This is a genomic window from Erythrobacter sp. SDW2, from assembly GCF_021431965.1.
Classification (GTDB): Bacteria; Pseudomonadota; Alphaproteobacteria; order Sphingomonadales; family Sphingomonadaceae; genus Parerythrobacter.
Genome location: NZ_CP090370.1, coordinates 431,279 through 455,309, shown reverse-complemented (window position 1 = coordinate 455,309; position 24,031 = coordinate 431,279). Strand labels below are relative to the sequence as shown.

Here is a 24,031-nt window from a genome sequence, read left to right as displayed (position 1 = left end):
CGTTCATGCGGTTAACGAAGGCCGGCCGCGCGAGACCCGCTCTCCGATAGCAGCGAGTGTGCTGGCTCAGGATTTTCCGGCTGTCGGCGTCTGGCCGCCGGGATTGACCTGGGTCCTCGGTGCAGGCGAGCCCGCGACATCGTTCAGATTGCCAAGGCAGACAAGCCGCGGCGGTTGCCACGGCGAACGGGCCTGCGTCTGGGTGTGGGACATGCGCGATCTCTTGTTTTCGGTGCTGCTCCGACTGCCTTGTAAGGCGAATTAGCGGACACACAAAACCAAAACGACGTTTATGTCCCATTTTGTCACCGTTTTGACGTAATCTTACAACTTTGAAGCAATTTCAGCGATTCCAGCGGATGAAACCGGCGCTCCTGACTTCGGCGAGGAAGGCATCGAGGTCGCGTGCGAGGAGATCGTCGGGGGCGTCGAATTCTTGCTGCAGTTCGGCGAGGATTTGTTCGCGATCGCGGATTCCGTCGATTTTCGACCAGATCGCGAGCCCGGTGTCCCTGAGCGAAAAGAACTTGCCCTCGTCAAGGCTGACGATGACCACCTCGTCGTCGACAGTGGTTTCGATGAAGGCGGAAGTGCATTTCTCGATTGCGCTCATGGCCAGGGTTTATCGCAGCGCACCGGCTCTGCAAAGGGGCACAGGCGTCGCCGGCAGCACCGTTCACGCCTGCCGGATCGGCCGCAACCCCCACAGGGCAATGTGGAAAAGGCCCATCCCTGCCTGTCGGGGTGGTTACCGGCGCGCTAGGGGTAATCATTCGCCCCAGTGACGGACCCGACCCGACCGCATCGACTATGGCCATTCCGCTGATCTCCCCCTCGATCCTTTCAGCCGATTTTGCCCGGCTGGGTGAGGAGGTGCGCGCCATCGACGAGGCCGGGGCGGACTGGATCCATGTCGATGTGATGGACGGGCACTATGTCCCCAACATCACGATCGGCCCGGCCGTGGTGCAGGCGCTGCGCCCGCACACCGCGAAGACCTTCGATGTCCATCTGATGATCGCGCCGATCGATCCCTATCTCGAAGCCTTTGCCGAGGCCGGGGCGGATATCATCACCGTCCACCCCGAGGCAGGCCCGCATATCCACCGCACGCTGCAGGCGATCCGGGGGTTGGGCAAGAAGGCCGGGGTGGTGCTCAATCCGGGTACGCCGGCCAAGATGCTCGACTACTTGCTGGAGGAAGTCGACCTGGTCCTCGTCATGAGCGTCAATCCCGGCTTCGGCGGGCAAAGCTTCATCCACAGCCAGTTGCGCAAGGTCGAAGCGATCCGCAAGATGATCGACAGGCTGGGCAAGCCGATCCACCTTGAAGTCGACGGCGGGGTCAATCCCGAAACCGCGCGGCTTTGCGTCGATGCCGGGGCCGATGTGCTGGTCGCCGGTTCGGCCACCTTCAAGGGCGGTCCGGGGGCCTATGCCGCGAACATCCGGGCGCTGAAGGGGCTGGGCGCATGAGCGAAGCCGCCACTTCCCGCCGCAGGCCGGGCGAAGTTGCGGGCGCGGTCGCCGAACAGATGGCCATTCCGCTGGGCGATGCCGTGGAAGACAAGGTGCTTGCCCGCCCGCATGAGCACATGGTCACCGAGCGGGTGCTGGAGCCGTCGCGCGCGCTGGTGCCGCTCGATCTGGCCGCCCCCAGCCTCAGCCCGGCGGAGCGACTCGTGCGGCTGGCCTATCGCATCGGGGTGCCCGGCAAGACGCTCGCCTCGCCCTTCCGCAAGGCGCAGGGCATACGGCTGACGGCGACGGTCGAGACGCCATTGGCGGGCGATCGCGGCGCCGGCGTGGCTCTGCGTGCCGGGCATTTCCTGGTCTACGGGGTCAAGGCCCCGATCGGCCAGCTCGATTTCGCCTCGGCCAGCGCCAAGCTGACGCCGCCTTTCGAGCGCGCGGTGCATGGCTATGGCTGGCTGCGCGATCTCGCCGGTTGCTGCCCGCGCGAGCAGGCGACGCCGGTGGCCACTCGCATCCATGCGGCGTGGCTCGATGCCAACCCCAAGCCCGGCAAGGCGGCGGCTTGGGATGTCGAGCAGGTCGGCCATCGCTTGCTGGCGTGGTTGGTCCACGCGCCCCTGCTGATGAGCGCGGAGCCGCTGAGAGGCCGTACTCTGGCCGCCATCGACGAGACGGCGCGCTGGCTCGATCGCAATGTAACCAAGGCAAATGACAAGCTGGGCGAAGTCACCGGCTGGGCTGCGCTGGTCGCAGCGGGCCTGTTGCTGACCGACGGCAAGCCGCGGCGGCTCTATGCCGAGGCCGGTCTCGCCCACGCATTGGGCGACCTCATCGCCGAAGATGGCGGTGTGTTGTCGCGCAGCCCGCTGGCGCAGATGGATGCGCTGGCGCTCCTGGTCGAGCTTTCCGCTTGTTATCGCGCGGTCAAGATGGATCCGCCGCAAGCGATCCCGGGCATGATGGCGCTGCTGGTGCCGCCCTTGCTGACGCTGATGCACGGCGAGGGCGGCCTGGGCAGCTGGCAGGGCGCGGGAGCGGTCCCGGCGGAAAAGGTCGCGGGACTGGTTCGCGCCAGCGGTGTGCGCACCCGTCCGCTGCGCGATGTTCGCCAATGGGGCTTCCAGCGCGCGACTGGCGGCAAGACCATTCTCCAGTTCGATGCCGCCCCACCGCCACTGCCGCGCCATGCGCGGGCTGGCTGCGCCTCTACGCTGGCCTTCGAACTCTCTTCTGCAGGCCAGCGCATCGTCGTGAATTGCGGCGGCGCCGCCTTTGCTGGCGGGCAGGTGCCCCACCGGATCGAGCAGGGCCTTCGCGCCACGGCGGCGCATTCGACGCTGGTGCTCGATGACGCCAACTCCACGGCTGTCCTGATCAAGGGAAAGCTGGGCGCGGGCGTTAACGAGGTCGAGGTCGACCGTCGCGCCATCGGCACGGGGCGCGGCAGTGCGACCCGGCTCGAGGCCAGCCATGACGGCTACGCCCTGCGCTTCGGTCTCAATCACCGCCGCATCCTGGTGCTGCGCGACGACGGGACCGAGCTGCTCGGCGAGGATGTTCTGCTGCCGGTCGGCAAGCGCGGCAAGACGGGCAAGATCGGCTTTGCCATCCGCTTCCACATCGGCCCGGGTATCGAGCTGCGGCTGGCGGAAGACAAGAAGGGTGCAGGGCTTGCATTGCCCGATGGCACCTATTGGCAATTCCGCGTTGCAGGTGACTTCGCCGGCGAGGTTGCCATCGAGGAAAGCCTGTGGGTCGACGGCAACGGCCGTCCGCAGCCGATCGAACAGCTTGTCATCCAGGGCATGACATCGCGCAGCGGGGGGAACTTTTCCTGGCTGCTCAAGCAAATGGGGTAATTTCGTGAGCGACGTGGTTATCAAACGGGCACTGCTGTCGGTGTCCGACAAGAGCGGCTTGGTCGAATTGGGCAAGGCACTGGCCGGGCACGGGGTAGAGCTGGTCTCGACCGGCGGCACCGCCAAGACGCTGCGCGAGGCCGGGCTCGAGGTCAAGGACATCTCCGATCTCACCGGCTTCCCTGAAATGATGGACGGACGGGTCAAGACGCTCCACCCCAAGGTGCATGGCGGGTTGTTGGCGGTGCGGGACAATCCCGAACATGCCGCCGCCATGGCAGCGCACGAAATCGGCGCGATCGACCTGGTGGTGGTCAATCTTTACCCCTTCGTGCAGACCGTTATGCGCGGTGCTTCGCGTGACGAGATCATCGAGAACATCGACATCGGCGGGCCGTCCATGGTGCGCAGCGCCGCCAAGAACCACCAGTTCGTGACCATTGTCACCGACCCGGCAGACTATGAAACGCTGCTCACCGAAATGGCTGCCACAGGCGCCACCACGCTCGAGTTCCGGCGGAAGTGCGCGGCCAAGGCCTACAGCGCCACGGCCGCCTATGATTCGATGATCAGCCAGTGGTTCGCTTTCTCCGACCAGCAGCAGCTCTTCCCCGACATGTTGGCCGTGAACGGCAAGCGCGTGACCGAGCTGCGCTATGGCGAGAACCCGCACCAGATGGCAGCGCTCTATACGCCCGTCGGCCCGCACGGCCACGGCATCGCCCAGGCCGAGCAGCTGCAGGGCAAGGAACTCAGCTACAACAATTACAACGACGCCGACGCCGCGCTCGAACTGTGCGCCGAGTTCCGCGGACAGGACCCGGCAGTGGTGATCGTCAAGCACGCCAACCCGTGCGGCGTGGCGCAGGCCTCGACCCTGCTCGCTGCATGGCACGAGGCGCTGGCCTGCGACAGCGTTTCCGCTTTCGGCGGCATCGTCGCGGTCAACACCGAGCTCGACGGCCTGACGGCGGAGGCGATCTGCGAGATTTTCACCGAAGTGGTGATCGCCCCATCGGTCAGCGAGGAAGCCAGGGCGGCCTTTGCGCAGAAGAAGAACCTGCGCCTGCTGGTGACGGGTGACCTGCCCGATCCGCGCAGGGGAGGCCTGGCGATCAAGCCGATTACGGGCGGGCTGCTGGTGCAGAGCCGCGACAACGGTGCGATCAGCGAAGCCGACCTCAAGGTCGTGACCGAACGCGCTCCGACCGAGCAGGAGCTCAAGGACTGCCTGTTCGCCTGGACCGTTGCCCGCCACGTGAAATCGAATGCCATCGTCTATGCCAAGGATGGCGCGACCGCCGGGATCGGCGCGGGCCAGATGAACCGCCGCGACAGCTCGCGCATCGCCGCGATGAAGGCTGCCGAGGCCGCCGAGAAATACGGCTGGCCGCAATCGCGCGCCGTGGGCAGCGCGGTCGCATCGGACGCGTTCTTCCCGTTTGCCGATGGCTTGCTGGCCGCGGCCGAAGCGGGGGCGACAGCGGTGATCCAGCCCGGCGGGTCGATCCGCGACGACGAAGTGATTGCGGCGGCCAACAAGGCCGGTCTCGCCATGGTCTTCACCGGGATGCGCCACTTCCGGCACTGATCCGGCACCCCGCAGAACGTCCAGCTTGTAACCCCGCGGGCCATCTGTTCGAATGAACGGACGACAACAGCGGCATTAACCGACCTGCAATCGGCCATGCTTTACAAGAGGTTTCAATCGGACACCCAGTATGACGGACCCCAGGTATGAGCTTCCTCAAATCGGACATTTCGCGCAACTTCGCCATCGGCTTCTTCATTGGCGCGCTGATCGTCGCGTTCCAGCTCTCGCCCGAGGCGTTGACCTCGATCCCGCAGGCCGTCGCCGCCACCGTAAACTAGGACCTGCCCTTCCGCTGTTCGCCGCCCTTGGGCTGGCGCTGGCAGGCTGCAACGAAGCCGCCGTCGCGGGCGAGACCGCCGTTCTCGCACCTGCTGCGAAGGTCCAGGCCAGCGAAAGCGCGGGACTCAAGACGGCCATATTTGCAGGCGGCTGTTTCTGGGGCATCGAGGCGATCTTCAGCCATACCAAGGGCGTGACCAGCGCCGTTTCCGGCTATCACGGCGGGACCAAGCGGCAGGCGACCTACGACCTCGTCTCCAGCGGCATCACCGATCATGCCGAGGCGGTCAAGGTGACTTATGACCCCAAGCTCGTGCGCTATGACCAGCTGCTGCGGATCTTCTTCTCGGTCGGCGCCGATCCGACGCTCAAGAACCGTCAGGGGCCGGACGTGGGCGCCCACTACCGCGCCGCGCTGGTCCCGGTGAATGCGGAGCAGGGCAAGGTTGCCGCAGCCTATCTCAAGCAGATGGGCAGCTCGGGCGTGTGGAAGAGGCCGATCGTGACCAAGGTCGAAACCTACAAGGCGTTCTACCCGGCCGAGGAGTACCATCAGGACTTCATGGCCAGGAACCCCAAGAACGGATACATCGTCGCTTGGGACAAGCCGAAGGTCAGCGCGCTCGCCAGGCTGTTCCCCGGTTACTATCGCGCGACCTTCAAACGCGGTTGACTTTAACTGTGCGGCGCGCCGCGCTATATATCCTGCCATGGCTACCCACGCTCACAGCTCGCACCATGGGCATCGCGAACATGAAGGCGACGATCTGATCCACGCCGCGCAGGTCGCGCTCGAGGCCAAGGGCGAACGGTGGACCGGCATGCGCGGCGAAGTGTTCGAGGAACTCGCGCGCCACACCGCGCCGGTCAGCGCCTATGACATTGCCGACAATCTCTCGTCCCGGCGCGGGAGCCGGGTTGCGCCCAACAGCGTCTATCGCATCCTCGACATCTTCGTTGCCAACAACCTCGCCAACCGGATCGAGAGCGCCAACGCCTTCCTCGTCAACACCCATCCCGGGTGCCGTCATGACTGCGTGTTCCTGATCTGCGACGATTGCGGCACTGCCAGCCATTTCGACGATGACAAGCTGACCGGCGCCCTGCGCGCGGCGGGTGAGGCGGCGGGCTTCAGCGATGTGCGGCCGGTGGTCGAACTGCGGGGCCTGTGCGCCAATTGCGCATAGGGATTGCACCGCAATTCCATAGTTCCGGACCTAACTGGTTCATCGACAACACGGTTTCATCCGTGTAACCGCAAGACGATGAGTTCACGACCAGACACCCCGCTGCTTGATACGGTCCCCTATCCGGCCGACCTCCGCCAGCTGAAGCCCGAACAATTGCGCCAGCTTGCCGACGAGCTGCGCGCCGAGATGATCAGCGCGGTCGGCGTCACCGGCGGCCATCTGGGCTCGGGCCTCGGCGTGGTCGAACTGACCGTCGCTATCCATTACGTCTTCAATACGCCCGACGACCGGCTGATCTGGGATGTCGGCCACCAGTGCTATCCGCACAAGATCCTGACCGGGCGGCGCGACCGGATCCGCACCCTGCGCCAGGGCGGCGGCCTCAGCGGCTTCACCAAGCGCAGCGAAAGCGAATACGACCCGTTCGGCGCGGCGCACAGTTCGACCTCGATCTCGGCCGGCCTCGGTTTCGCCATTGCCAACAAGCTGATGGACAAGCCCGGCCGCGCCATCGCCGTGATCGGCGACGGGGCGATGAGCGCAGGCATGGCCTACGAGGCGATGAACAATGCCGAAGGTGCCGGCAACCGGCTGATCGTCATCCTCAACGATAACGACATGTCGATCGCGCCGCCGGTGGGCGGGCTCTCGGCCTACCTCGCCCGCGTGGTGTCGAGCAGCGAGTATCTCGGCCTGCGCAGCCTGGCCTCGCGCATCTCGGCCAAGCTCAGTCGCCGGGTGCACCAGCGACTCGAAAAGGCGGAGGAATTCACCCGCGGCATGGTGACCGGCGGGACCCTGTTCGAGGAACTGGGCTTCTATTACGTCGGGCCGATCGACGGGCACAATCTCGACCATCTGCTGCCGGTGCTGGAGAATGTCCGCGACAGCGAGCAGGGCCCGGTGCTGATCCATGTCGTGACCAAGAAGGGCAAGGGCTACGCTCCGGCTGAAAACAGCGCCGACAAGTACCACGGCGTCGCCAAGTTCGATGTCGTCACCGGCCAGCAGAACAAGCCTGCGGCGGGCGGCCCGCCGGCCTATCAGAACGTGTTCGGCGAAACGCTGGCCAAGCTGGCCGCAACCGATCCGCGCATCTGCGCCATCACTGCCGCCATGCCGAGCGGCACCGGCGTCGACAAGTTTGCCAAGGCGCATCCGGAACGCAGCTTCGACGTCGGCATTGCCGAGCAGCATGGCGTCACTTTTGCCGCCGGCCTTGCGGCGCAGGGCATGCGGCCGTTCGCGGCGATCTATTCCACCTTCCTGCAGCGCGCCTATGACCAGGTGGTGCACGATGTCGCGATCCAGAACCTGCCGGTGCGTTTCGCGATCGACCGCGCCGGGCTGGTCGGCGCCGACGGCTCGACCCATGCGGGCAGCTTCGACATCACCTACCTCGCCACCCTGCCCAACATGGTGGTGATGGCCGCCGCCGACGAGGCCGAGCTGGTCCACATGACCTATACCGCCGCCGAATATGACGATGGCCCCATCGCCTTCCGCTATCCGCGCGGCAACGGCGTGGGAGTGGAATTGCCCGAAGTCCCGCAGAAGCTCGAGATCGGCAAGGGTCGCATCGTCAGGGAAGGCACCAAGGTCGCCCTGCTCAGCCTCGGCACGCGGCTGGAGGAAGCGCGCAAGGCCGCCGACCAGCTCGAGGCCAAGGGACTCAGCACCACCATCGCCGACATGCGCTTCGCCAAGCCGCTTGACACCGATTTGATCGAGAAGCTGGCCAAGACCCACGAAGTTGTCGTGACGATCGAGGAAGGCAGCATCGGCGGCCTCGGTGCGCATGTGCTGACCTATGCCAGCGACGAGGGGCTGACCGATGGCGGGCTCAAGATCCGCACGCTGCGGCTGCCCGACATCTTCATCGACCAGGATGCGCCGGAGAAGCAATACGACCTCGCCGGGCTCAACGCCCCGCAGATCGTCGATTGCGTCCTGAAGGCGCTGCGGCACAACAGCGCCGGAGAGGGCGAACGAGTGGAAGAGGCGCGGGCCTGACAATCCAGCGACACTTGACCGCAGTGTATTGCAGGTATAATACACTGCGGTGCTCGCGATCTTGCTTTCTACGGCAGCAGCCAGCGTCCCTGGCCCGGTTCTGCACTATTTGCGGACCAATTCCGACGGTTCGGAAGCCGAGCGGGTCGTCGTCTATGCCGAGGGTCCGGGCAGCGTCCGCGTTTTCAAGGGGCGCGCACCTTGCACCAACGCGGCTTATGTCACGGCCAGGCTCGACCCGGTCACCGGGCAGGCACTGGAGCTGGTCGGCGGCCGGCTATCACGCGACCTTGCCCAGCAGCCTTTCGCCTTTCTCTCGCAAACGGGAGGTCAGCTCGTGGCCCGGCTCGGCGGTCCGGAGGTAGCGCCCGCTTTCTCCATCACTGTAGAGCAGCCATGGTTCCTCTACGATTTCGACTTCTCAGACTGGATTGCACATCCGCCCGAAGCGATCCGGGCCGGACAAAGCTACAGCGCGAATATGGCGCTGATCCTGACCGGCGGGGAGGATGGCGAGCCCAGCTTCACCAATCGCGGTGGGCTGACGCTGCAGCCGGTCGGTCGCGGAACCTCCGACGAGGGCGATTTCTTCCATTACCGCGCCACGGGCGATGCTCTGGCCGGGAGTGAGGGCGAAATGTGGTTCAGCGCCGACGACGGACGCCTGATCGCGGCCCGTCTACCGCTGGCCAATCATTCGGAGTACCGCGATTTCGCCTATCGTCTGGTCAAGCGGGAAGAGGGCGAAGCCGCCTGGACGGCGGTACTTGCGGATCATTGGGCCGGCTGCCCCGACGCCGACTGACACGTCACAGCCACCGCCACACGCCTGCCTCGCCGCCACCTGCCGGGATATGCGCCCAGCTTGCGGCCAGCCAGATCACCGCGCCGATGGTCCAGGTTTTCGCCGGGATTGCGCCGATCTGCCCCAGCCGCGGCCAGTAACTGGTCCTGCTCTCCCATTCGACCCAGGCTTCGCCCATCTGGGCTTCCTTCTTGCCGTCCTGGAAATGCGCCCCGACGAGGGCGAGGATCAGGATCGCCAGCGCCACCACCAGCGTACGCCCGGTCGGGGCGGCGATCATGTGCGATACGGCCCACAGTGCGAAGCCCCACATCATCGGGTGGCGGGTGACGCGAAACGCACCTTGCGGTTCCTTGCGGGCAGCCTCGGCCGCGCCGGGCGCGGGCAGGGCGGGATTGCCGGCCATCGATCCGGCCAGCAGCACCATGGCCAGCAGCGCCAGCACCGATCCGACAGCCCAGCTGACATCGTCGAAGCCGCTCCACAGCGGGATCGAAGCGGGCGTTGCCTTGAAGGCGAGATACATCCAGCCCATCGTCGCGAAACTGACGACGCTGTAGATCGCGGGGAAACCCTTCTCGCCGAAGATGCTGACGATGGCCCCGCGCAGCGGATGCGACATGGCGAAATGCGAGCCGACGAAAGCCACGCTCGCTGCGATCAGTCCGGTCAATCCTTCCATCGGTCCCTCCCACCCTTGGAACGTGCGGCGCTATTCTATCGCGATCAGCTCCACTTTGAAAACCAGCGTCGCATTCCCGGGAATCGGACCCTTGCCGGCCGGGCCATAGGCAAGATCGGCAGGCGCATAGAGCTCGATGGTGTCGCCGACGCCCATTTGCGGAATGGCCAGCTGCCAGGCCTTGACCAATCGGCCGAGCGGGAAGGTCGCCGGCTCGCCCCGGTCATAGGAGCTGTCGAACCCGGTGCCGTCGATGAATGTACCGGCGTAATGGACCGTCACCGTGTCTTCGAGCGTGGGGCGCGGCCCGCTGCCGTCTCCGGCGATGCGTCGCCACTTGAGCCCGCCCGGCAGCACCTGCCATCCGTCGGCGGTTTGCAGCGCGGCGAGCGCCGCCTGCTGGCGGTTGTGCCAGGCTTCGTCGTAGACCGGACCCTCCTGCGCCGCCGCCACCGCGGGCAGCAGCAGGAGCGCGAGCGCGATCGACCTCACCAGTCGTAAGCCTTGGGCAGATCGCTTTCGTCGAGATCCTTGTAGCGGTCGCGCAGGCGGGTCTGGTGGCTCTCGAGCGACTGCTCGACCCCGTCGATATAGACCGTGACCACTCCGCTCGACACTTCGAGCGGGTCGCCGTCCCAGATCACCACGTCTGCCGCGGCACCGGGCTTGAGCACGCCCAGCGTGCCGCCGAAGCCCGCGATCTCGGCCGGGATCGAGGAGATGGCGGCAAAGGCCTTCCCCCAGCTCAACCCTGCCGCACCGGGCACCTTGGACAGGCCGACGATATTGCCGGCGAATTGCCGCGCATTGCCCGGCTGTTCGTTGGTTCCCCCGGCGAGCCCGCCGAGCGCGACCTTGACCCCGGCGGCGGCCATGCGGCCGACATTGCTCTGGGTCACGCCGAGCTGTTCGAAGCTGTCGGGCAGATCCTCCAGCGGATCGGCGATCACCGGCACTCCGGCGGCGGCGATATCGCGCGCCACCATCCAGCCCTCGCCTACCCCCAGCAGCACCAGTTGCAGCCGGGGATAGGTGTTCCTGAGGCCCAGCACCGCCTGGATGTCCGCAGCGCGTTCGACCCGGACATAGAGCGGCTGGCTGCCGTTCACGACCGGGACCAGCGCCTCGGCATCGGCGCGGGTCAGCAGATTGCCGTCGCCGCTCCATTTGCCGGCGGCGAAATCGGCGGCTTCGCGCATGGCATTGGCGAGCTCGACATAGGCCGCGATGCGGCTGCCGCCGGCAATCTCGCCACCCCTTTCACCCAGTGTCACCATCTGGAAGGCACGCGCCTTGACGACCGGATCGGAGTCCTCGCCAGTGTCGATCACTGCACCTTGCCCCCCGAAAATTGCGTTGGAAGGCGTCGTGACGATCGAGGCGCGGGTGATCCCTGCGCGGCGACTGACCGCGACATGCTGCGAGGCGTAATTGACTGCCGTCGAGGCATCGAGGGCGGCGTTGAAGCGCGAGCGCCCGGCGCTGGTGTCGTTGGTCTCCCCGACGCCGCTGACGTCATAGAGGCCGAGATCGGTCACCGGCATGAAGATGCCGGGGGTGACCCACTTGCCCTCGACGTCGATCACCGCATCGGTCTCGAAGCTGCCGGCGCCCGATTGGGGGCCGGCATAGGTGACCTTGCCGTCATCGACGATCACGACGCCGTTCTCGACCGGCTCGCTGCCGTCGCCGGTGACCAGCGTCGCGTCGACGATTACGAAATCCTGCGCCGCGGCCGGCGCGGCAGCTATGATGGCGAGGGCCGAAACTGCGCCAAACACCGTGCGTGCGATGAGGCGGTTCATTTCACATCTCCTTCGCCGGGCTGGCCGAGCTCGAAATCGGTCACCGGCCGCCGCTTGCGATCAAGGGCGTCATACATCAGCGCGCCGTCGATCCAGACCTTCTCGGGCCGCGAATAGACGCTCAGCGGATCGCCGTTCCACATCACCACGTCGGCCATCTTGCCGCTCTCGAGGCTGCCGGTCAGCTTGTCGATCCCCATGGCCTTGGCCGCGTTGAGGGTGATCCAGCCGATCACCGTGGCGTCAGGGATGTCGATCCCTACGCGCTTGCCGGCGGCCTGCGCCTTGGCGGCTTCCTGGTTGAGGCGCTGGATGCCGTTGGCATCGTCCGAATGGATCACCACGCAGGCCCCTTCCTGCTGCAGGAAGGCGGCGTTTTCCGGAATACCGTCATAGCTTTCCATCTTGAAGCCGTACCAGTCGGCCCAGATGGCGGAGCAGATGCCTTCCTCGCGCAGCAGGTCGCCGATCTTGTAGGCCTCCACCGCGTGGTGGAAGGCGGCGACCTTGTAGCCCATTTCCTTGGCCATATCGATCACCAGCGCCATTTCGTCGGCGCGGTAGCAGTGGTTCTGGATCAGGATCTCTCCGTCGAGCACGCCTTTCAGCGTTTCCTTGGCGAGGTCGCGCTTCTTGCCGTCATAGGCCTTGGCGTCGAGCCAGGTCTGGCGGTTGACGGCGAAATTGCCCATCCGGGTCGACGGCATGCGCCCGCGCCCGCCATAGACCCGCTTGGGGTTTTCGCCGCAGGCCATCTTCATGCTGTAGGGCGCGCCGGGGAACTTCATCCCCTGCACCGTGCGGCTGGGGACGTTCTTGAGCGTGACCGAGCGGCCGCCCATCAGGTTCGCCGAGCCGGGCAGGATCTGCAACGCGGTGATCCCGCCATTGGCCATGGCGCGGGTGAAGCCCGGGTCCTGCGGCCAGACCGAATGCTCGGCCCAGACTTCGGGCGTGGTCGGGCTGGTCGCCTCGTTGCCGTCGGAATGGGCATCGACCGCAGGCGAAGGATAATCGCCCAGGTGGCTATGGATGTCGATGATGCCGGGAGTGACGAATTTTCCGGCGGCGTCGATCACGGTGTAGCCGGTGGTGTCGAGGCTGGCGCCGACGGCCTCGACCTTGCCGTCCCGGAACAGCACCGTGCCGCCTTCGATCACCCCGCCCGCGCCGTCATAGACGGTCGCCCCGACCAGCGCGGTCGGCACGCCGGGATAGGGCGTGTAGGTCGAGGGGAAGGGCGCTTCCCTGGCCTCGGTAGCGGCAGAGGAGGCCGACTTGGACTCCTTCGCCGTTCCGGTGGCCGAGCAAGCGGCCAGCGCCAGCGCGCCCCCGCACATGAGTAACGCGCCTAGTCGCATGGCATTGGGCCCCTTTGATTCTTTCCCGCGAATATATCAGGCTTTGGTAGTCGGGTGCGTGCCGGCTTCCATGGCCTCCACGCCCGCGGCAGCCGCGCCCTCAAGCGCGTCATCCTTGAGCGTGTCGAGGTGCATCAGTTTCTTGATCAGCGGGCTGACCACCATGACCACGACACCGATGCCGACAGCATACCAGCCCACCGTGGTGTAGACATCGAGCACGACTTGCTTGCCCGCTTCCTCGCCGACCCCTTCACCGCCGGTCGCTGCTGCAATCAGGCCGGCAGCGAAGTTCCCGGTCGCCGATGCGAAGAACCAGGTGCCCATGATAAGCGAAGCCATGTGGCCCGGGCTCAGCCGGTTCATGGCGCTCAGCCCGACGGGGCTGAGGCACAGCTCGCCCGTGGTGTGCAGCAGGTAGATCAGGAAGATGAAGATGACGGGCGTCGGAACGTCGATGCCGACGCTCTCCGCGCCCCAGACGAGGACCAGGAAGCCGAGGCCGACCTGGATGACGGCAAGGCCGAACTTCATCGGTGTCGAAGGTTCGGCCCCCTTGGCTGCCATGCCTTGCCACAGCATGGCGAACAGCGGGGCGAGCAGCACGATGTAGATCGCGTTGATCGACTGGAACATCGAGGCATTGACACCTGCCGTATCGACATGGCGGTCGGTAAAGACATTGAGCGACGATCCGGCCTGTTCGAACAGCGCCCAGAAGACGATCGAAACCAGGATGAGGAACATGGCCGCGAAAATGCGGTCACGCTCATCCGAAGGAAGCTTCGCGACGGCAGTGTAAAGCACGTAGAGCACAAGGGCGCCGCCGAATGCACCCAGCACATAGCCGACCATGTCCTGGTACTGGATCGCAGCCCAGCACAGGGCGACCATGGCGAGACCCGCACCGTAAATGGCGAACTCCTTGCCGCCGGCGATCTTCGCAGGATCCTTCGGCTCCCCCTTGCCCTTGAGCAGCGGCTTGCCGACGATAAAGAAGATAAGCCCGATCAACATGCCGATGCCGGCCAGGCCGAAGCCGTACTGCCAGCCGTATGTCTGGCCCAGGAAGCCGCAGATGATCGACGCCGTGGCGGCACCGACGTTAATGCCCATGTAGAAAATGGTATACGCCGGGTCGCGGCGAATATCGGTGCGGTCATAGAGCTGTCCGACGATCACCGAGATATTGGCCTTGAGGAAGCCCGAGCCGACGATGATCAGCGCCAGCGCAAGCCAGAAGACGTTGATCATCGGATCGGCCTGGCCGCCATCACCCTCGAAGGCCATGAGGAAATGGCCGAAGGTCAGCAACACGGCGCCGAACAGCACGGCCTTGCGCTGGCCGATATACTGGTCGGCAAGATAGCCGCCGACGACGGGTGCGATATAGACCAGGGCGGTGTAGGCACCGTAGATGACGTAGGCCTTATCCTCGGCGAACATCCAGTGCTGGATGAGGTAGAAAATCAGCAGTGCGCGCATGCCGTAGTAGGAAAAGCGCTCCCACATCTCGGCCATGAAAAGCAGGAACAGCCCCTTGGGGTGTCCGATGACCTCCTCCTGGGGGCGGGTGATCAAGAACACGCCGCCCAGCAGGAATGCCGCCAGCGCCGCAGTCGCGATCCAGAATGCCCACATCTCAAATGCGGAATCGAACGTGAAGATAAATTCGCTCATCGGCCTGCGGCCCTCCGAAATCCTAGCAGGCCGCTTGTCCCCCGGCCCTTCCAAGCCGCGCACCCTAACGCCTCAATTCGCTATGTGAAGAACTTGTTTCAGCCGAAACCACCTTTATCGAGCCACAACCCGCCGCTCGCAGAAACACCGCACCCTTGACCTGACACGCTGTATTATGGCACTGATGCACCTTATGAGCACAGCATCCCGTCCCGTTTACCTGCGCCTGCGCGATATCATTGCCGCCGCGATCATCGATGGCCGTTACGCCGAAGGGCAGATGCTGCCTTCGGTCCGGGCCTTCGCGGCGGAACAGGGAGCCAATCCGCTGACCGTGGCCAAGGCCTACCAGCAGTTCCAGACCGACGGGCTGGTCGAGGTCCAGCGCGGTGTCGGCATGTATGTGGTGGCAGGCGCCGCAGAGAAGCTGCGCCGGGCCGAGCGGGACAGCTTCCTGGCCGAAGAATGGCCGGAGATTCGCGACCGGATCGACCGGCTGGGTATCGCGCTGGAGCAACTATTGACCGAGGGCGCGACCGAAAGCGTTTGAGGACAAAGGGTTTTTCGGAATCTTGCGGCGCCGGTTTGCGCTTTTGGCCGAGTTCTGACATTGTTTCGCCGGTTTCGGTTGGCTTCATGCCGGCCGGGTCCGCTTGGGGGTGGGGCCCATAACATTGCTGGTCGCCGATGTTACGACATGTGACCGGGAGAAAAACATGATCCGTTCCGAACTGCTGCAGGCTTTGGCGCGCGACAATCCGGACCTGCGAGCCGAGGAAATCGAGCAGGTCGTCGATATCTTTTTCGATGCCATTACCGAACGGCTGGCCGAAGGGGGCCGGGTCGAATTGCGCGGCTTCGGGGCTTTCTCCACCCGCGAGCGCGAGGCACGCCAGGGCCGCAACCCCCGCACCGGTGAGGCCGTCGACGTCCCGGCCAAGAGCGTGCCCTATTTCAAACCCGGCAAGGAAATGCGCGCCCTGCTCAATGGCTGAGCGGGCACGGCGCTTTTCAACGCGTTCCCAAGCCCCGGCTTTGCCGCTAGAGCGCTCGCCGTTGCGGGCGTGGCGGAATGGTAGACGCCGGGGACTTAAAATCCCCTGATCCCTGATCGTGTGGGTTCGAGTCCCACCGCCCGCACCAGTTTTCCGTGACTCAATCCAGTCCGGGGGACTGGATTGGCCGGAAAACTCCCAACCGCAAGGGCGGGAGGCGGCAAATGCAGCCGTCCGGGGGACTGGATTGGCCGGAAAACTCCCAACCACGAGCGTGGAAGGGGGCGCAGGCAGGTTCCCCCTAAGGTGTATTGCCTAACCCTCGCCTGACCTCATGCTAGGGGCTGCTCGGGCAATGGAGCGGGATGAGTGCCAACAAGCCCCATACATGGCCCGGCCTTGCGACCGGAATCCAGTGTCAGGCCGGAGGTCCTGTCGATCCGGCAGCCTTGCGGATCGAGCAACGCCTGGCGCCGCGCTATACGCTGCTGCTGCGGCAGGCCAAATTGCGTACCCGGCATGGCGAGTTCGTGTGCATCCTTCGCGACTTGTCGGAGACGGGCATTTCCATCCGCATCTTCCACCCCTTGCCGCCCGGCGACCGGCTGGCGATCGAGCTGCGCGAGGGCTGCCCCTACCTGGTCGAGAAAGTGTGGGAAGGGGAGGGTGAAGCCGGCTTCCGGTTCCGCGACCGTGTCGCGCTGGAGGAAATCCTGCAGGACGATGCGCTCTATCCGCGCCGGCCGCTCCGGGTGGCGCTCGAATTGCCCCTGGTCATGGCCAGCGGGGCGGATCGGGGGCAGGCCGTGCTCGGGAACCTATCGCAACAGGGCGCGCGGCTGGACGCCGACCGGGAGTGGGCGCGCGACCAGCTGGTACGACTGACCATTGCCGGGCTGCCGGCGATCCACGCCAAGATCCGCTGGCGACGGGAGTTGAGCCACGGGCTGGTGTTCGAAGACCGGTTTTCCTTCCGCGGCTTCGCACTGGCCTTGGGGCGGCTTCAGGGAATCGTCTGATTTCCATCCGCTCCGGCCATAATCTGCCGGTTTGTTAAGACCTCCCTAACCATTTTCCTTCACTTCCCGGTCAACGGTTCAACGGCCGATTTCGGTACCCGTTTTCTTTTGGGGGGCATGAATGAATACCGCACCTTCGCGCGAGCTTGACGTCGATGTTGCCATTATCGGCGCCGGGCCTGCGGGCCTGACCGCCGGTTACCTGCTGACCAAGGCAGGCAAGACCGTGGCCATCATCGAGAAAGACGAGACCTATGTCGGCGGCATCAGCCGGACGGTCGAGCACGAAGGCTATCGCTTCGATATCGGCGGCCACCGGTTTTTCTCGAAGTCGCAGCAGGTGGTCGACCTGTGGAACGAGATCCTGCCCGACGATTTCATCCAGCGCCCGCGGATGAGCCGCATCTATTACGAAGGCAAGTTCTACAGCTATCCGCTGCGCGCCTTCGAAGCGCTGTCCAACCTCGGCATCCTGCGCTCCACCGCCTGCATGGCGAGCTATCTGTGGCGCAAGGCCTTCCCGATCCAGAACGTCAAGAGCTTCGAGGACTGGACCACCAACCAGTTCGGCCACAAGCTCTATTCGATCTTCTTCAAGACCTACACCGAGAAGGTGTGGGGCATGCCCTGCAACGAAATGAGCGCCGACTGGGCCGCCCAGCGGATCAAGGGCCTCTCGCTCTGGAGCGCGGTGACCGACGGCCTCAAGCGCTCGCTCGGCCTCAACAAGACACCCAACGACGGCATGGCGACCAAGACCCTGCTCGAAACCTTCCGCTATCCGCGCCAGGGCCCGGGCATGATGTGGGAAGCCGCGCGCGACAAGATTATCGCCAGCGGCAAGGGCCAGGTCATCATGGGCTACGGCCTCGAACAGCTCGCCAACGATGGCGAAGGCGGCTGGCGCATGAGCGCGGTCAGCAAGGCCGGCGACAAGATCATCGTCAAGGCGGGTCACGCCATCAGTTCGGCCCCGATGCGCGAGCTGGGTGCGCGGCTCCATCCGCTGCCCGAAACCAGCTGGAACGGCACCAAGCTCAACTATCGCGACTTCCTCACGGTAGCGCTGATGGTCGAAGGCGAGGACCTGTTCCCGGACAACTGGATCTACATCCACGACAGCAAGGTGCAGGTCGGCCGGGTGCAGAACTTCCGCTCGTGGTCGCCGGAGATGGTGCCCGACGAGACAATGGCCTGTGTCGGCCTCGAATACTTCTGCTTCGAAGGCGACGGGCTGTGGGACATGGCCGATGCCGATCTCGTCACCCTTGCCACCACCGAGATGAAGACGCTCGGCCTGCTCGATCCTGCGAAGGTCAAGGGCGGGGCCGTGGTGCGGCAGGAAAAGGCCTATCCCGTCTATGACGAGGATTATGCCGCCAATGTCGCCGCCATGCGCGGCGAGCTGGAGTACAAGTACCCGACGCTCCACCTGGTCGGCCGCAACGGCATGCACCGCTACAACAACCAGGACCATGCGATGATGACCGCCATGCTGACGGTCGAGAACATCCTCGCCGGGGAACGGGTCTACGACATCTGGTGCGTCAACGAAGACGCCGAATATCACGAGGCCGGTGACGAAGGCGCCGAAAAGGCGCTGCCCGCTCGCGAAGCGGCCAGCAGTGTCAGCGAAGACCAGGCCGCCGCCCTCAATTCGATGCGCGCGGTCCCGGAGCGCATTGCCACAGATGAGGACGATCACCGGAGGGTTGCGTGATGGGGGTTCTTACTTTCAACGACGAGTTCCAGACTGCCAAGAAGCCGAAGCAGCTGGATATTTCACCTGCCGAATGGCGCCAGTTCGCCAATTGGGCGCTGGTCTGGCTCGGCATCGCCAACATTGCCTTTGTCGCATTGTGGTTCGTCGGGGCGCCTCCGCGCGCGCACCCGATCATGGTGGCCGGTCTGGTCGGCTTGCTGGTCCGCAAGCTGCCGACGGTCGTGCAGTTCCTGGCGTTCCTTGGGTCCTTGATGTTCTCGACCCTGCATTTCATCGCCGGCACCTTCAATCTCAACATCCTCTCGCTGTTCCATTCCATCAAGTTCATGGCGGAGCTGCAGCCGACCGGGTCGATCGAGTACCAGCTCGTAGCGCTGCTCGGGGTGGCGATGTGCATCGGTGCCTGGTTTGCCGTTCGCCGCGACAGCGCTTTCGGCAACTGGCGCCTTTTGGTGCTGGCGGCGATCTGTGTCCTCGCACTGGCCAATGTCGACAAGTGGATGGGCGAGGGTATGCGCGGCCACTACAAGCGGGTGGCGGTGGCAGGCGCTCCGTTCGAATCGGCCATGAGCTTCACCGGTGCCGAACAGACTGCCATTGCCGGCAAGCGCAATCTTGCCATCATCATGGTCGAATCGCTCGGGGTTCCGGCCGGCAACGCCGAGATGGAGCAATTGCTGTTCAAGGCGTTTGACGATCCCGCAATCCGCGAACGGTTTTCCGCCACCCGGGGAACCACGCTCTATTACAACTCCACCACCGCCGGCGAAGTCCGCGAAATGTGCGGTCGATGGGGCGATTACCAGGAAATCGTCGAAGCCGGGGGCGACAGGAACTGTCTCCCCGCCCGAATGAAGCGGGCCGGTTATTCGACCCATGCATTCCACAGCTTCAACGGGTCCTTCTTCGAACGCGACACCTGGTATCCCGGCATCGGCTTCGACGAAAGCCGCTTTCGCGACCGCCTGATGGCGGATGGCGCCGAGGAATGCGGCGGGGTGTTTCCCGGGGCGTGCGATCGCGATATCCCGGCGCAGCTCGCCAGGCAGCTGAAGCAGGGCGGCAAGCCGCAGCTGGTCTACTGGCTTACCGTCAATTCGCACCTGCCGGTGCCTACAGGCGCCAATCTCGAGGTCGAAAATTGCGAACGCATTTCACCGGAGCTGGCCAGGGAGTTCCCGATGATCTGCCGCCAGTTCGCCCTTTGGGACGCTTGGGAGAAAGCCCTCGTCAAGGAGTTGCAGGCCGATGATTTCCCGCCGACCGACTTCCTGATCGTGGGCGACCATATGCCGCCGTATTTCGACCGCCGCCACCGCGTCCAGTTCGCGCCGGACCGGGTGCCCTACCTCTACCTCAAATGGCGGGGCGATGCACCCCGGGCGGCGAGCAATGGCCGGTAAGCTGACTTCGCTCGTCGAGCGCCTGCGCGACCGGATCTTCGTGCTCTATGTGCTGGCCAGCGTGTGCGCGCTGGCGGTCGATGTAGGGAGTTTCCTCGCCCTGATGGCTGCCGGGATCTCGGCCACGCTGGCCTCGGCGATCGGTTACTCGCTGGGTATCGTGTCGCACTGGCTGCTGTCGAGCCGTACCGTATTCACCGGCCGCGTGGCCGATCGCGGGACGACCGACCGCACCAGGCAGAAGGCGCTGTTCGTAGGTTCGGCCCTGGCGGGTCTCGCACTGACCACCGCCATTGTCGGGGCGGGCGAGCTTTCGGGCATCGATCCGCGTGCGGCCAAACTGGTGGCCATCGGCGCCAGCTTCCTGCTGACCTGGGTCCTGCGCAGCCGCATCGTGTTCCGCACCGAGGGCTGACAGCGTGGGCGAAACCGGCCTTCCCCAGCGTCCCTATCCCCTGCGCCAGGTCATGCTGGCGTGGCTGATGGTGTCGGCGCTGCTGCTGGCCACCGGCCTTGGCCGTATCCTCGGCGGCCGGTTCCCCGATCCCGACGACATATTGCGACTGGTGCAGGTCCGTGACCTGCTGGCGGGGCAGGGCTGGTTCGACCTGGTGCAGCACCGGATCGATCCGGCCAGCGCGCCGGTGATGCACTGGTCGCGGCTGGTCGACCTGCCGCTGGTCATCCTCATCGGCGGAATGACCCCGCTGCTCGGCCAGGCCATGGCCGAGCAGCTTGCCGTCGTGCTGGTGCCAGTGTTGGCGCTGCTCGCGACCATGCTGTGCATCGGCCGTGTCGCGTCGCGCTTGTTCGAGCGTGAGACGATCATGCTCGCCTGCCTCGCTATCGGCTTCATGCCGATCCTGGTCTACCAGTTCCAGCCGCTGCGGATCGACCATCACGGCTGGCAGATTTGCGCCGCTGCTGCAGCGCTCGCCGCCATTTCGGGCCATCGTGCCTGGCGCGGAGGTGCACTGGCGGGCCTGGCCATGGCAGCGGGCATGTCGATCTCGCTCGAGCTGCTTCCGGTCGCGGCCGTGTTCGGCGCGGTGCTGGCGCTGCGCTGGCTGCGCGACCGGGGCCAGCGCATGTGGCTGGTCGGTTTCCTGCAAGTCCTGGCGCTGGGGTTGTTCGGCCTGTTCGCCGCGACCCGGGGGTTCGGCAACGCAACCCTCTATTGCGATGCCATCACTGTCCCGCACCTGATCCTGTTCGCGGTGGTGGCTGCAGGCGCGACCGCGCTTGCCTATGCCCCGCCCGCCCCGTGGCCGGCGATCGCCGCCGGGCTCGGCCTCAGCGCAGCGCTGGGCCTTGCCGTGTTCGGCTATGCCTCGCCCGAATGCGTGCGGACCCCATTCGGCGCGCTCGACCCGGTGGTGCGCGATTTCTGGTACAACAATGTCCTCGAAGGCCGCCCGCTGTGGCATCAGGATATCGCTGCCTGGGCGATCCTGGCGCAGGTCCTGGCGGCCTTCGTCGTCGCTCTCGCGCTGGCCAGGCGTGCAACGGGCAATGCCCGTGCCTGGTGGACCGATTACCTGTTGCTCTACATCGGGTTCCTGCTGCTCGGCCTGCTGGTCTGGCGCGCGATGGCCTTTGCCTCGGTGCTGGCCGTATTGCCGCTGGGCTGGCTGCTTCGGCAAGGCCTGCAGCGGATCCGCACCAGCGAGCTTGCCGCAGCCAGGATCGCCACGATTGCCGGCCTCGCAGTGGTGCTCGCGCCGATGGCTCCGGTGCAGGCCGCCAGGTCGCTCGTCGCGAGTTCGGCACCCGGCCCGACCCAGGCCGTCCAGCTTGACGCCTCGAGCTGTGACGTCGACCGCAGCGTGCAGCAGCTGGCCGCCCTGCCCAAGGGCACCATCTTCGCCCCGCTCGATATCGGGCCGGCGATCCTCCAGCGGACCGGCCATTCGGTCATCGCCACCGCCCACCATCGTGCGGAGAAGGCAATGAAGGATGTCATCCTCGCCTTCACCGGCACGGCCGAAGATGCCCATGCCCTGATCGCGAAGCACAAGGCGGACTATGTCGTGCTATGTGCGGACCTGGTCGAGCCGGACATATACATCGAGCGCGGCGTCGGCGGCAGTTTCGCCGCTGGCTTGCGCGATGGCAGTGCGCCGTCATGGCTCGAGCCGGTCAAGCTCGACACCCCCGCAGGCTTCCGCGTCTGGCGCGTCGTGAAGTAGCGATCAGGCCGGCCGGAACTTCAGCGCCACGCCGTTGATGCAGTGACGCTTGCCGGTGGGCTTGGGCCCGTCGTCGAAGATATGACCCAGATGCCCGCCGCAATCGGCGCAGTGCACTTCGGTGCGCGGATAGCCGATCTTGTAATCGGTCGAAGTCCCGACCGCGCCCCTGTCGACCGCCTGCCAGAAGCTGGGCCAGCCGGTGCCGCTGTCGAACTTGTGCTTCGAGGAATAGACCGCATTGTTGCAGCCGGCGCAGTGGAACACCCCGGCACGCTTTTCCTTGTCGAGCGGCGAAGAATAGGGCCGCTCGGTCGCTTCCTGCCGCAGCACCGCATATTGCGCGCTGGTCAGCTGCTTGCGCCATTGCGCGTCGGACTTGCTGATCGGGAAGCTCCTGGCTTCGGCCGGGTCGGACCCGCAGGCCGCCAGCGCCAGGAACGATGCGCCTGCGCCAATCCAGCCGAGCAGGCCGCGACGATCGAGTGATGCTGCCATGGTAACCTCCGTATTCGGGCAGGAAATCCTACCCGGATATACGGTGGAACACGGACAAAGGTTTCAGTTTCGCCGGTTTCACCTCAGAAGGTCGTCACCTCGACTTCGAGTTTGCGGAAGCCGTGGACGAAGTTGGCCCGCACGCGTTCGATATCGCCTGCAACATGCACCCTGATCCGCCGCTTGTGCATTTCTTCCAGCAGGATGCGCAGCTGCAATTCGGCCAGCCGCGCGCCCACGCAGCGGTGGATGCCATAGCCGAAGGCGATGTGACGCCGGGCATTCTCGCGCGCCAGGTCGAGCTTGTCGGGGTTCTCGAACACTTCCTCGTCGCGGTTGGCCGAGATGTACCACAGGATGACCTTGTCGCCCTTCCTGATGGTCTGGCCGAACACTTCGGTATCCTCGGTGCAGGTCCGGCGCATATGCGCCAGCGGAGTCTGCATCCGCAGCATCTCCTGCACCGCGTTGGGAATGATATCGGGATTCTGCTCGAACAGCTTGCGCTGGTCGGGGTTCTTGTCGAGCTGGTAGACGAAGCCGCTCATCGAATTGCGGGTGGTGTCGTTGCCGCCGACGATCAGCAGCACCAGATTGCCCATGAATTCCTGCGGGCTCATCTGGTTCATCGCCGGCGAATGGATCATCATCGAAATGAGATCGTCGCCCGGCTCCTTGTCATGGGTCCGCTCGATCCAGAGCGACTGGAAATAGGCCCCCATTTCCTGGAGGATGCCCCAGCGCATCTCGTCAAGCTCGCGCACGGTGGCGAGCTCGGTATCGCCCGACCAGTCGGACCAGTAGGTCAACAGGCGGCGGTCTTCCCACGGGAAGCCGAACAGGATCGCCAGCATGCCGGTGGTCAGCTCGATCGAGACCTTGTCGACCCAGTCGAACACTTCGCCGCGCGGCAGGGTATCGAGCAGTTCGCCGGTGCGCTGGCGGATCTCGCCTTCCATCTCGGCCATGCCGCTGGGGGTGAACTTGGGCGCCACGGTCCGCCGCTGGCCGGTGTGCTGCGGCCGGTCCATGGCGATGAACATCGGCAGCTCGCGCCGTTCGCGGCCCATCTCGGCCAGCTGCTCGTCATCGAGCCGGTTGAGGATGGTGATCCCGCCATGCTCCCAGCTCGACGAGAACGTCTCCGGCAAGGCCTCGATGTGCTGGATCGCCTTGTGGCCGACCACCGCCCAATAGGGGCCGAAGGGGCTTTCCGGGATATAGTGCAGCGGGCCGGCTTCGCGCATCTCCCTGAAGATCGGATGCCAGCTGTTGTTGTAATAGATGTCGCTGCGGCTGACGTCCCACTTGTGCGGATGCTCCAGCCGGTCTTCGGGGTGCGCTGCAAGATGTTCCTTGAGCGCTTCATAGGCTGTCGGGGAAGTGCGGCATTCGGGGCGCTGCGGGGCCAGGGTTGCCATGGCTGTCTCTCCTCTCGGGCGACTCTTGCGCGGCCGCCG

23 protein-coding genes and 1 tRNA gene are annotated in these 24,031 nt (G+C 65.1%); 16 read left to right on the top strand and 8 right to left on the bottom strand.

Annotated features, from left to right (window positions below):
- Positions 1-343: 343 nt before the first annotated feature.
- A complete protein-coding gene (locus LY632_RS02180) occupies positions 344-613 on the bottom strand; it encodes a PqqD family protein (protein ID WP_234092176.1) in 270 nt (89 codons plus the stop codon).
- A gap of 197 nt (positions 614-810) precedes the next feature.
- On the opposite strand from LY632_RS02180, the gene rpe reads away from it, so the two are divergent.
- The 8 genes from rpe (at position 811) to LY632_RS02145 (ending at position 9,216) form a co-directional block, all read left to right on the top strand.
- Positions 811-1,476, top strand: a complete 666-nt coding sequence (gene rpe, locus LY632_RS02175) for a ribulose-phosphate 3-epimerase (protein WP_234092175.1) — start codon at positions 811-813, stop codon at positions 1,474-1,476.
- A complete protein-coding gene (locus tag LY632_RS02170) occupies positions 1,473-3,335 on the top strand; it encodes a heparinase II/III family protein (protein WP_234092174.1) in 1,863 nt (620 codons plus the stop codon). Before rpe ends, LY632_RS02170 begins: the two co-directional genes overlap by 4 nt.
- A gap of 4 nt (positions 3,336-3,339) precedes the next feature.
- A complete protein-coding gene (purH, locus tag LY632_RS02165; RefSeq protein WP_234092173.1) occupies positions 3,340-4,926 on the top strand; it encodes a bifunctional phosphoribosylaminoimidazolecarboxamide formyltransferase/IMP cyclohydrolase in 1,587 nt (528 codons plus the stop codon).
- Between the two features lie 146 nt (positions 4,927-5,072).
- On the top strand, positions 5,073-5,207 hold the full coding sequence (locus LY632_RS14300) for a hypothetical protein (RefSeq protein WP_255695727.1): 135 nt from the start codon (positions 5,073-5,075) through the stop codon (positions 5,205-5,207).
- A 14-nt stretch (positions 5,208-5,221) separates the two neighbouring features.
- On the top strand, positions 5,222-5,881 hold the full coding sequence (gene msrA / locus LY632_RS02160; protein WP_370636582.1) for a peptide-methionine (S)-S-oxide reductase MsrA: 660 nt from the start codon (positions 5,222-5,224) through the stop codon (positions 5,879-5,881).
- A 37-nt stretch (positions 5,882-5,918) separates the two neighbouring features.
- Positions 5,919-6,395, top strand: coding sequence for a Fur family transcriptional regulator (locus LY632_RS02155; protein WP_234092172.1), 477 nt, complete (start codon positions 5,919-5,921; stop codon positions 6,393-6,395).
- Positions 6,396-6,473: 78 nt separating this feature from the next.
- Positions 6,474-8,411: a 1-deoxy-D-xylulose-5-phosphate synthase gene (dxs, locus tag LY632_RS02150; RefSeq protein WP_234092171.1), complete on the top strand. Its 1,938-nt coding sequence runs from the start codon at positions 6,474-6,476 to the stop codon at positions 8,409-8,411.
- Between the two features lie 49 nt (positions 8,412-8,460).
- Positions 8,461-9,216, top strand: a complete 756-nt coding sequence (locus tag LY632_RS02145) for a hypothetical protein (RefSeq protein ID WP_234092170.1) — start codon at positions 8,461-8,463, stop codon at positions 9,214-9,216.
- Between the two features lie 4 nt (positions 9,217-9,220).
- On the opposite strand, the gene LY632_RS02140 is transcribed toward LY632_RS02145, so the two are convergent.
- The 5 genes from LY632_RS02140 to LY632_RS02120 are packed head-to-tail and all read right to left on the bottom strand — an operon-like array spanning position 9,221 to position 14,744.
- Positions 9,221-9,898, bottom strand: coding sequence for an NnrU family protein (locus LY632_RS02140; RefSeq protein WP_234092169.1), 678 nt, complete (start codon positions 9,896-9,898; stop codon positions 9,221-9,223).
- Positions 9,899-9,928: 30 nt separating this feature from the next.
- Entirely contained in the window at positions 9,929-10,390 is a 462-nt protein-coding gene (locus LY632_RS02135) for an FKBP-type peptidyl-prolyl cis-trans isomerase (RefSeq protein WP_370636550.1), read from the bottom strand.
- Positions 10,387-11,703, bottom strand: a complete 1,317-nt coding sequence (locus LY632_RS02130; RefSeq protein WP_234092168.1) for an amidohydrolase family protein — start codon at positions 11,701-11,703, stop codon at positions 10,387-10,389. Before LY632_RS02130 ends, LY632_RS02135 begins: the two co-directional genes overlap by 4 nt.
- Positions 11,700-13,064 (bottom strand): amidohydrolase, encoded by a 1,365-nt coding sequence (locus tag LY632_RS02125; protein WP_234092167.1) that lies wholly within the window; start codon positions 13,062-13,064, stop codon positions 11,700-11,702. The genes LY632_RS02130 and LY632_RS02125 overlap by 4 nt, the downstream gene beginning before the upstream one ends.
- A gap of 36 nt (positions 13,065-13,100) precedes the next feature.
- A complete protein-coding gene (locus LY632_RS02120) occupies positions 13,101-14,744 on the bottom strand; it encodes a peptide MFS transporter (protein ID WP_234092166.1) in 1,644 nt (547 codons plus the stop codon).
- Positions 14,745-14,937: 193 nt separating this feature from the next.
- On the opposite strand from LY632_RS02120, the gene LY632_RS02115 reads away from it, so the two are divergent.
- The 8 genes from LY632_RS02115 (at position 14,938) to LY632_RS02080 (ending at position 22,073) form a co-directional block, all read left to right on the top strand.
- The gene (locus LY632_RS02115; RefSeq protein WP_234092165.1) at positions 14,938-15,294 is read left to right on the top strand and encodes a GntR family transcriptional regulator; all 357 of its coding nucleotides are present in this window, start codon (positions 14,938-14,940) and stop codon (positions 15,292-15,294) included.
- Between the two features lie 166 nt (positions 15,295-15,460).
- Positions 15,461-15,739 (top strand): integration host factor subunit beta, encoded by a 279-nt coding sequence (locus LY632_RS02110; RefSeq protein ID WP_234092164.1) that lies wholly within the window; start codon positions 15,461-15,463, stop codon positions 15,737-15,739.
- Between the two features lie 63 nt (positions 15,740-15,802).
- Positions 15,803-15,887, top strand: a tRNA-Leu gene (locus tag LY632_RS02105).
- A gap of 217 nt (positions 15,888-16,104) precedes the next feature.
- Entirely contained in the window at positions 16,105-16,758 is a 654-nt protein-coding gene (locus tag LY632_RS02100) for a PilZ domain-containing protein (protein WP_234092163.1), read from the top strand.
- 121 nt (positions 16,759-16,879) lie between these two features.
- On the top strand, positions 16,880-18,478 hold the full coding sequence (locus tag LY632_RS02095) for an NAD(P)/FAD-dependent oxidoreductase (RefSeq protein WP_234092162.1): 1,599 nt from the start codon (positions 16,880-16,882) through the stop codon (positions 18,476-18,478).
- On the top strand, positions 18,478-19,884 hold the full coding sequence (locus LY632_RS02090) for a sulfatase-like hydrolase/transferase (RefSeq protein ID WP_234092161.1): 1,407 nt from the start codon (positions 18,478-18,480) through the stop codon (positions 19,882-19,884). Before LY632_RS02095 ends, LY632_RS02090 begins: the two co-directional genes overlap by 1 nt.
- A complete protein-coding gene (locus LY632_RS02085) occupies positions 19,874-20,299 on the top strand; it encodes a GtrA family protein (protein ID WP_234092160.1) in 426 nt (141 codons plus the stop codon). The genes LY632_RS02090 and LY632_RS02085 overlap by 11 nt, the downstream gene beginning before the upstream one ends.
- Positions 20,300-20,303: 4 nt before the next feature.
- Positions 20,304-22,073: a hypothetical protein gene (locus tag LY632_RS02080; protein WP_234092159.1), complete on the top strand. Its 1,770-nt coding sequence runs from the start codon at positions 20,304-20,306 to the stop codon at positions 22,071-22,073.
- 3 nt (positions 22,074-22,076) lie between these two features.
- Here LY632_RS02080 and msrB read toward each other — a convergent pair whose 3' ends face one another.
- The gene (gene msrB / locus LY632_RS02075) at positions 22,077-22,571 is read right to left on the bottom strand and encodes a peptide-methionine (R)-S-oxide reductase MsrB (RefSeq protein WP_234092158.1); all 495 of its coding nucleotides are present in this window, start codon (positions 22,569-22,571) and stop codon (positions 22,077-22,079) included.
- A gap of 83 nt (positions 22,572-22,654) precedes the next feature.
- A complete protein-coding gene (locus tag LY632_RS02070) occupies positions 22,655-23,992 on the bottom strand; it encodes a cytochrome P450 (protein ID WP_234092157.1) in 1,338 nt (445 codons plus the stop codon).
- Positions 23,993-24,031 lie beyond the last annotated feature (39 nt).

What these genes read in the sequence shown, in the direction of transcription:
- LY632_RS02155 (WP_234092172.1), top strand. Translation starts at nt 5,919, where the DNA reads ATGGCTACCCACGCTCACAGCTCGCACCATGGGCATCGCGAACATGAA.
- LY632_RS02120 (WP_234092166.1), bottom strand. Translation starts at nt 14,744, where the DNA reads ATGAGCGAATTTATCTTCACGTTCGATTCCGCATTTGAGATGTGGGCA.
- LY632_RS02115 (WP_234092165.1), top strand. Translation starts at nt 14,938, where the DNA reads ATGAGCACAGCATCCCGTCCCGTTTACCTGCGCCTGCGCGATATCATT.
- LY632_RS14300 (WP_255695727.1), top strand. Translation starts at nt 5,073, where the DNA reads ATGAGCTTCCTCAAATCGGACATTTCGCGCAACTTCGCCATCGGCTTC.
- LY632_RS02125 (WP_234092167.1), bottom strand. Translation starts at nt 13,064, where the DNA reads ATGCGACTAGGCGCGTTACTCATGTGCGGGGGCGCGCTGGCGCTGGCC.
- LY632_RS02100 (WP_234092163.1), top strand. Translation starts at nt 16,105, where the DNA reads ATGAGTGCCAACAAGCCCCATACATGGCCCGGCCTTGCGACCGGAATC.
- rpe (WP_234092175.1), top strand. Translation starts at nt 811, where the DNA reads ATGGCCATTCCGCTGATCTCCCCCTCGATCCTTTCAGCCGATTTTGCC.
- LY632_RS02095 (WP_234092162.1), top strand. Translation starts at nt 16,880, where the DNA reads ATGAATACCGCACCTTCGCGCGAGCTTGACGTCGATGTTGCCATTATC.
- LY632_RS02170 (WP_234092174.1), top strand. Translation starts at nt 1,473, where the DNA reads ATGAGCGAAGCCGCCACTTCCCGCCGCAGGCCGGGCGAAGTTGCGGGC.
- LY632_RS02070 (WP_234092157.1), bottom strand. Translation starts at nt 23,992, where the DNA reads ATGGCAACCCTGGCCCCGCAGCGCCCCGAATGCCGCACTTCCCCGACA.
- LY632_RS02085 (WP_234092160.1), top strand. Translation starts at nt 19,874, where the DNA reads ATGGCCGGTAAGCTGACTTCGCTCGTCGAGCGCCTGCGCGACCGGATC.
- LY632_RS02110 (WP_234092164.1), top strand. Translation starts at nt 15,461, where the DNA reads ATGATCCGTTCCGAACTGCTGCAGGCTTTGGCGCGCGACAATCCGGAC.
- LY632_RS02090 (WP_234092161.1), top strand. Translation starts at nt 18,478, where the DNA reads ATGGGGGTTCTTACTTTCAACGACGAGTTCCAGACTGCCAAGAAGCCG.
- LY632_RS02180 (WP_234092176.1), bottom strand. Translation starts at nt 613, where the DNA reads ATGAGCGCAATCGAGAAATGCACTTCCGCCTTCATCGAAACCACTGTC.
- LY632_RS02130 (WP_234092168.1), bottom strand. Translation starts at nt 11,703, where the DNA reads ATGAACCGCCTCATCGCACGCACGGTGTTTGGCGCAGTTTCGGCCCTC.
- LY632_RS02140 (WP_234092169.1), bottom strand. Translation starts at nt 9,898, where the DNA reads ATGGAAGGATTGACCGGACTGATCGCAGCGAGCGTGGCTTTCGTCGGC.
- dxs (WP_234092171.1), top strand. Translation starts at nt 6,474, where the DNA reads ATGAGTTCACGACCAGACACCCCGCTGCTTGATACGGTCCCCTATCCG.
- msrB (WP_234092158.1), bottom strand. Translation starts at nt 22,571, where the DNA reads ATGGCAGCATCACTCGATCGTCGCGGCCTGCTCGGCTGGATTGGCGCA.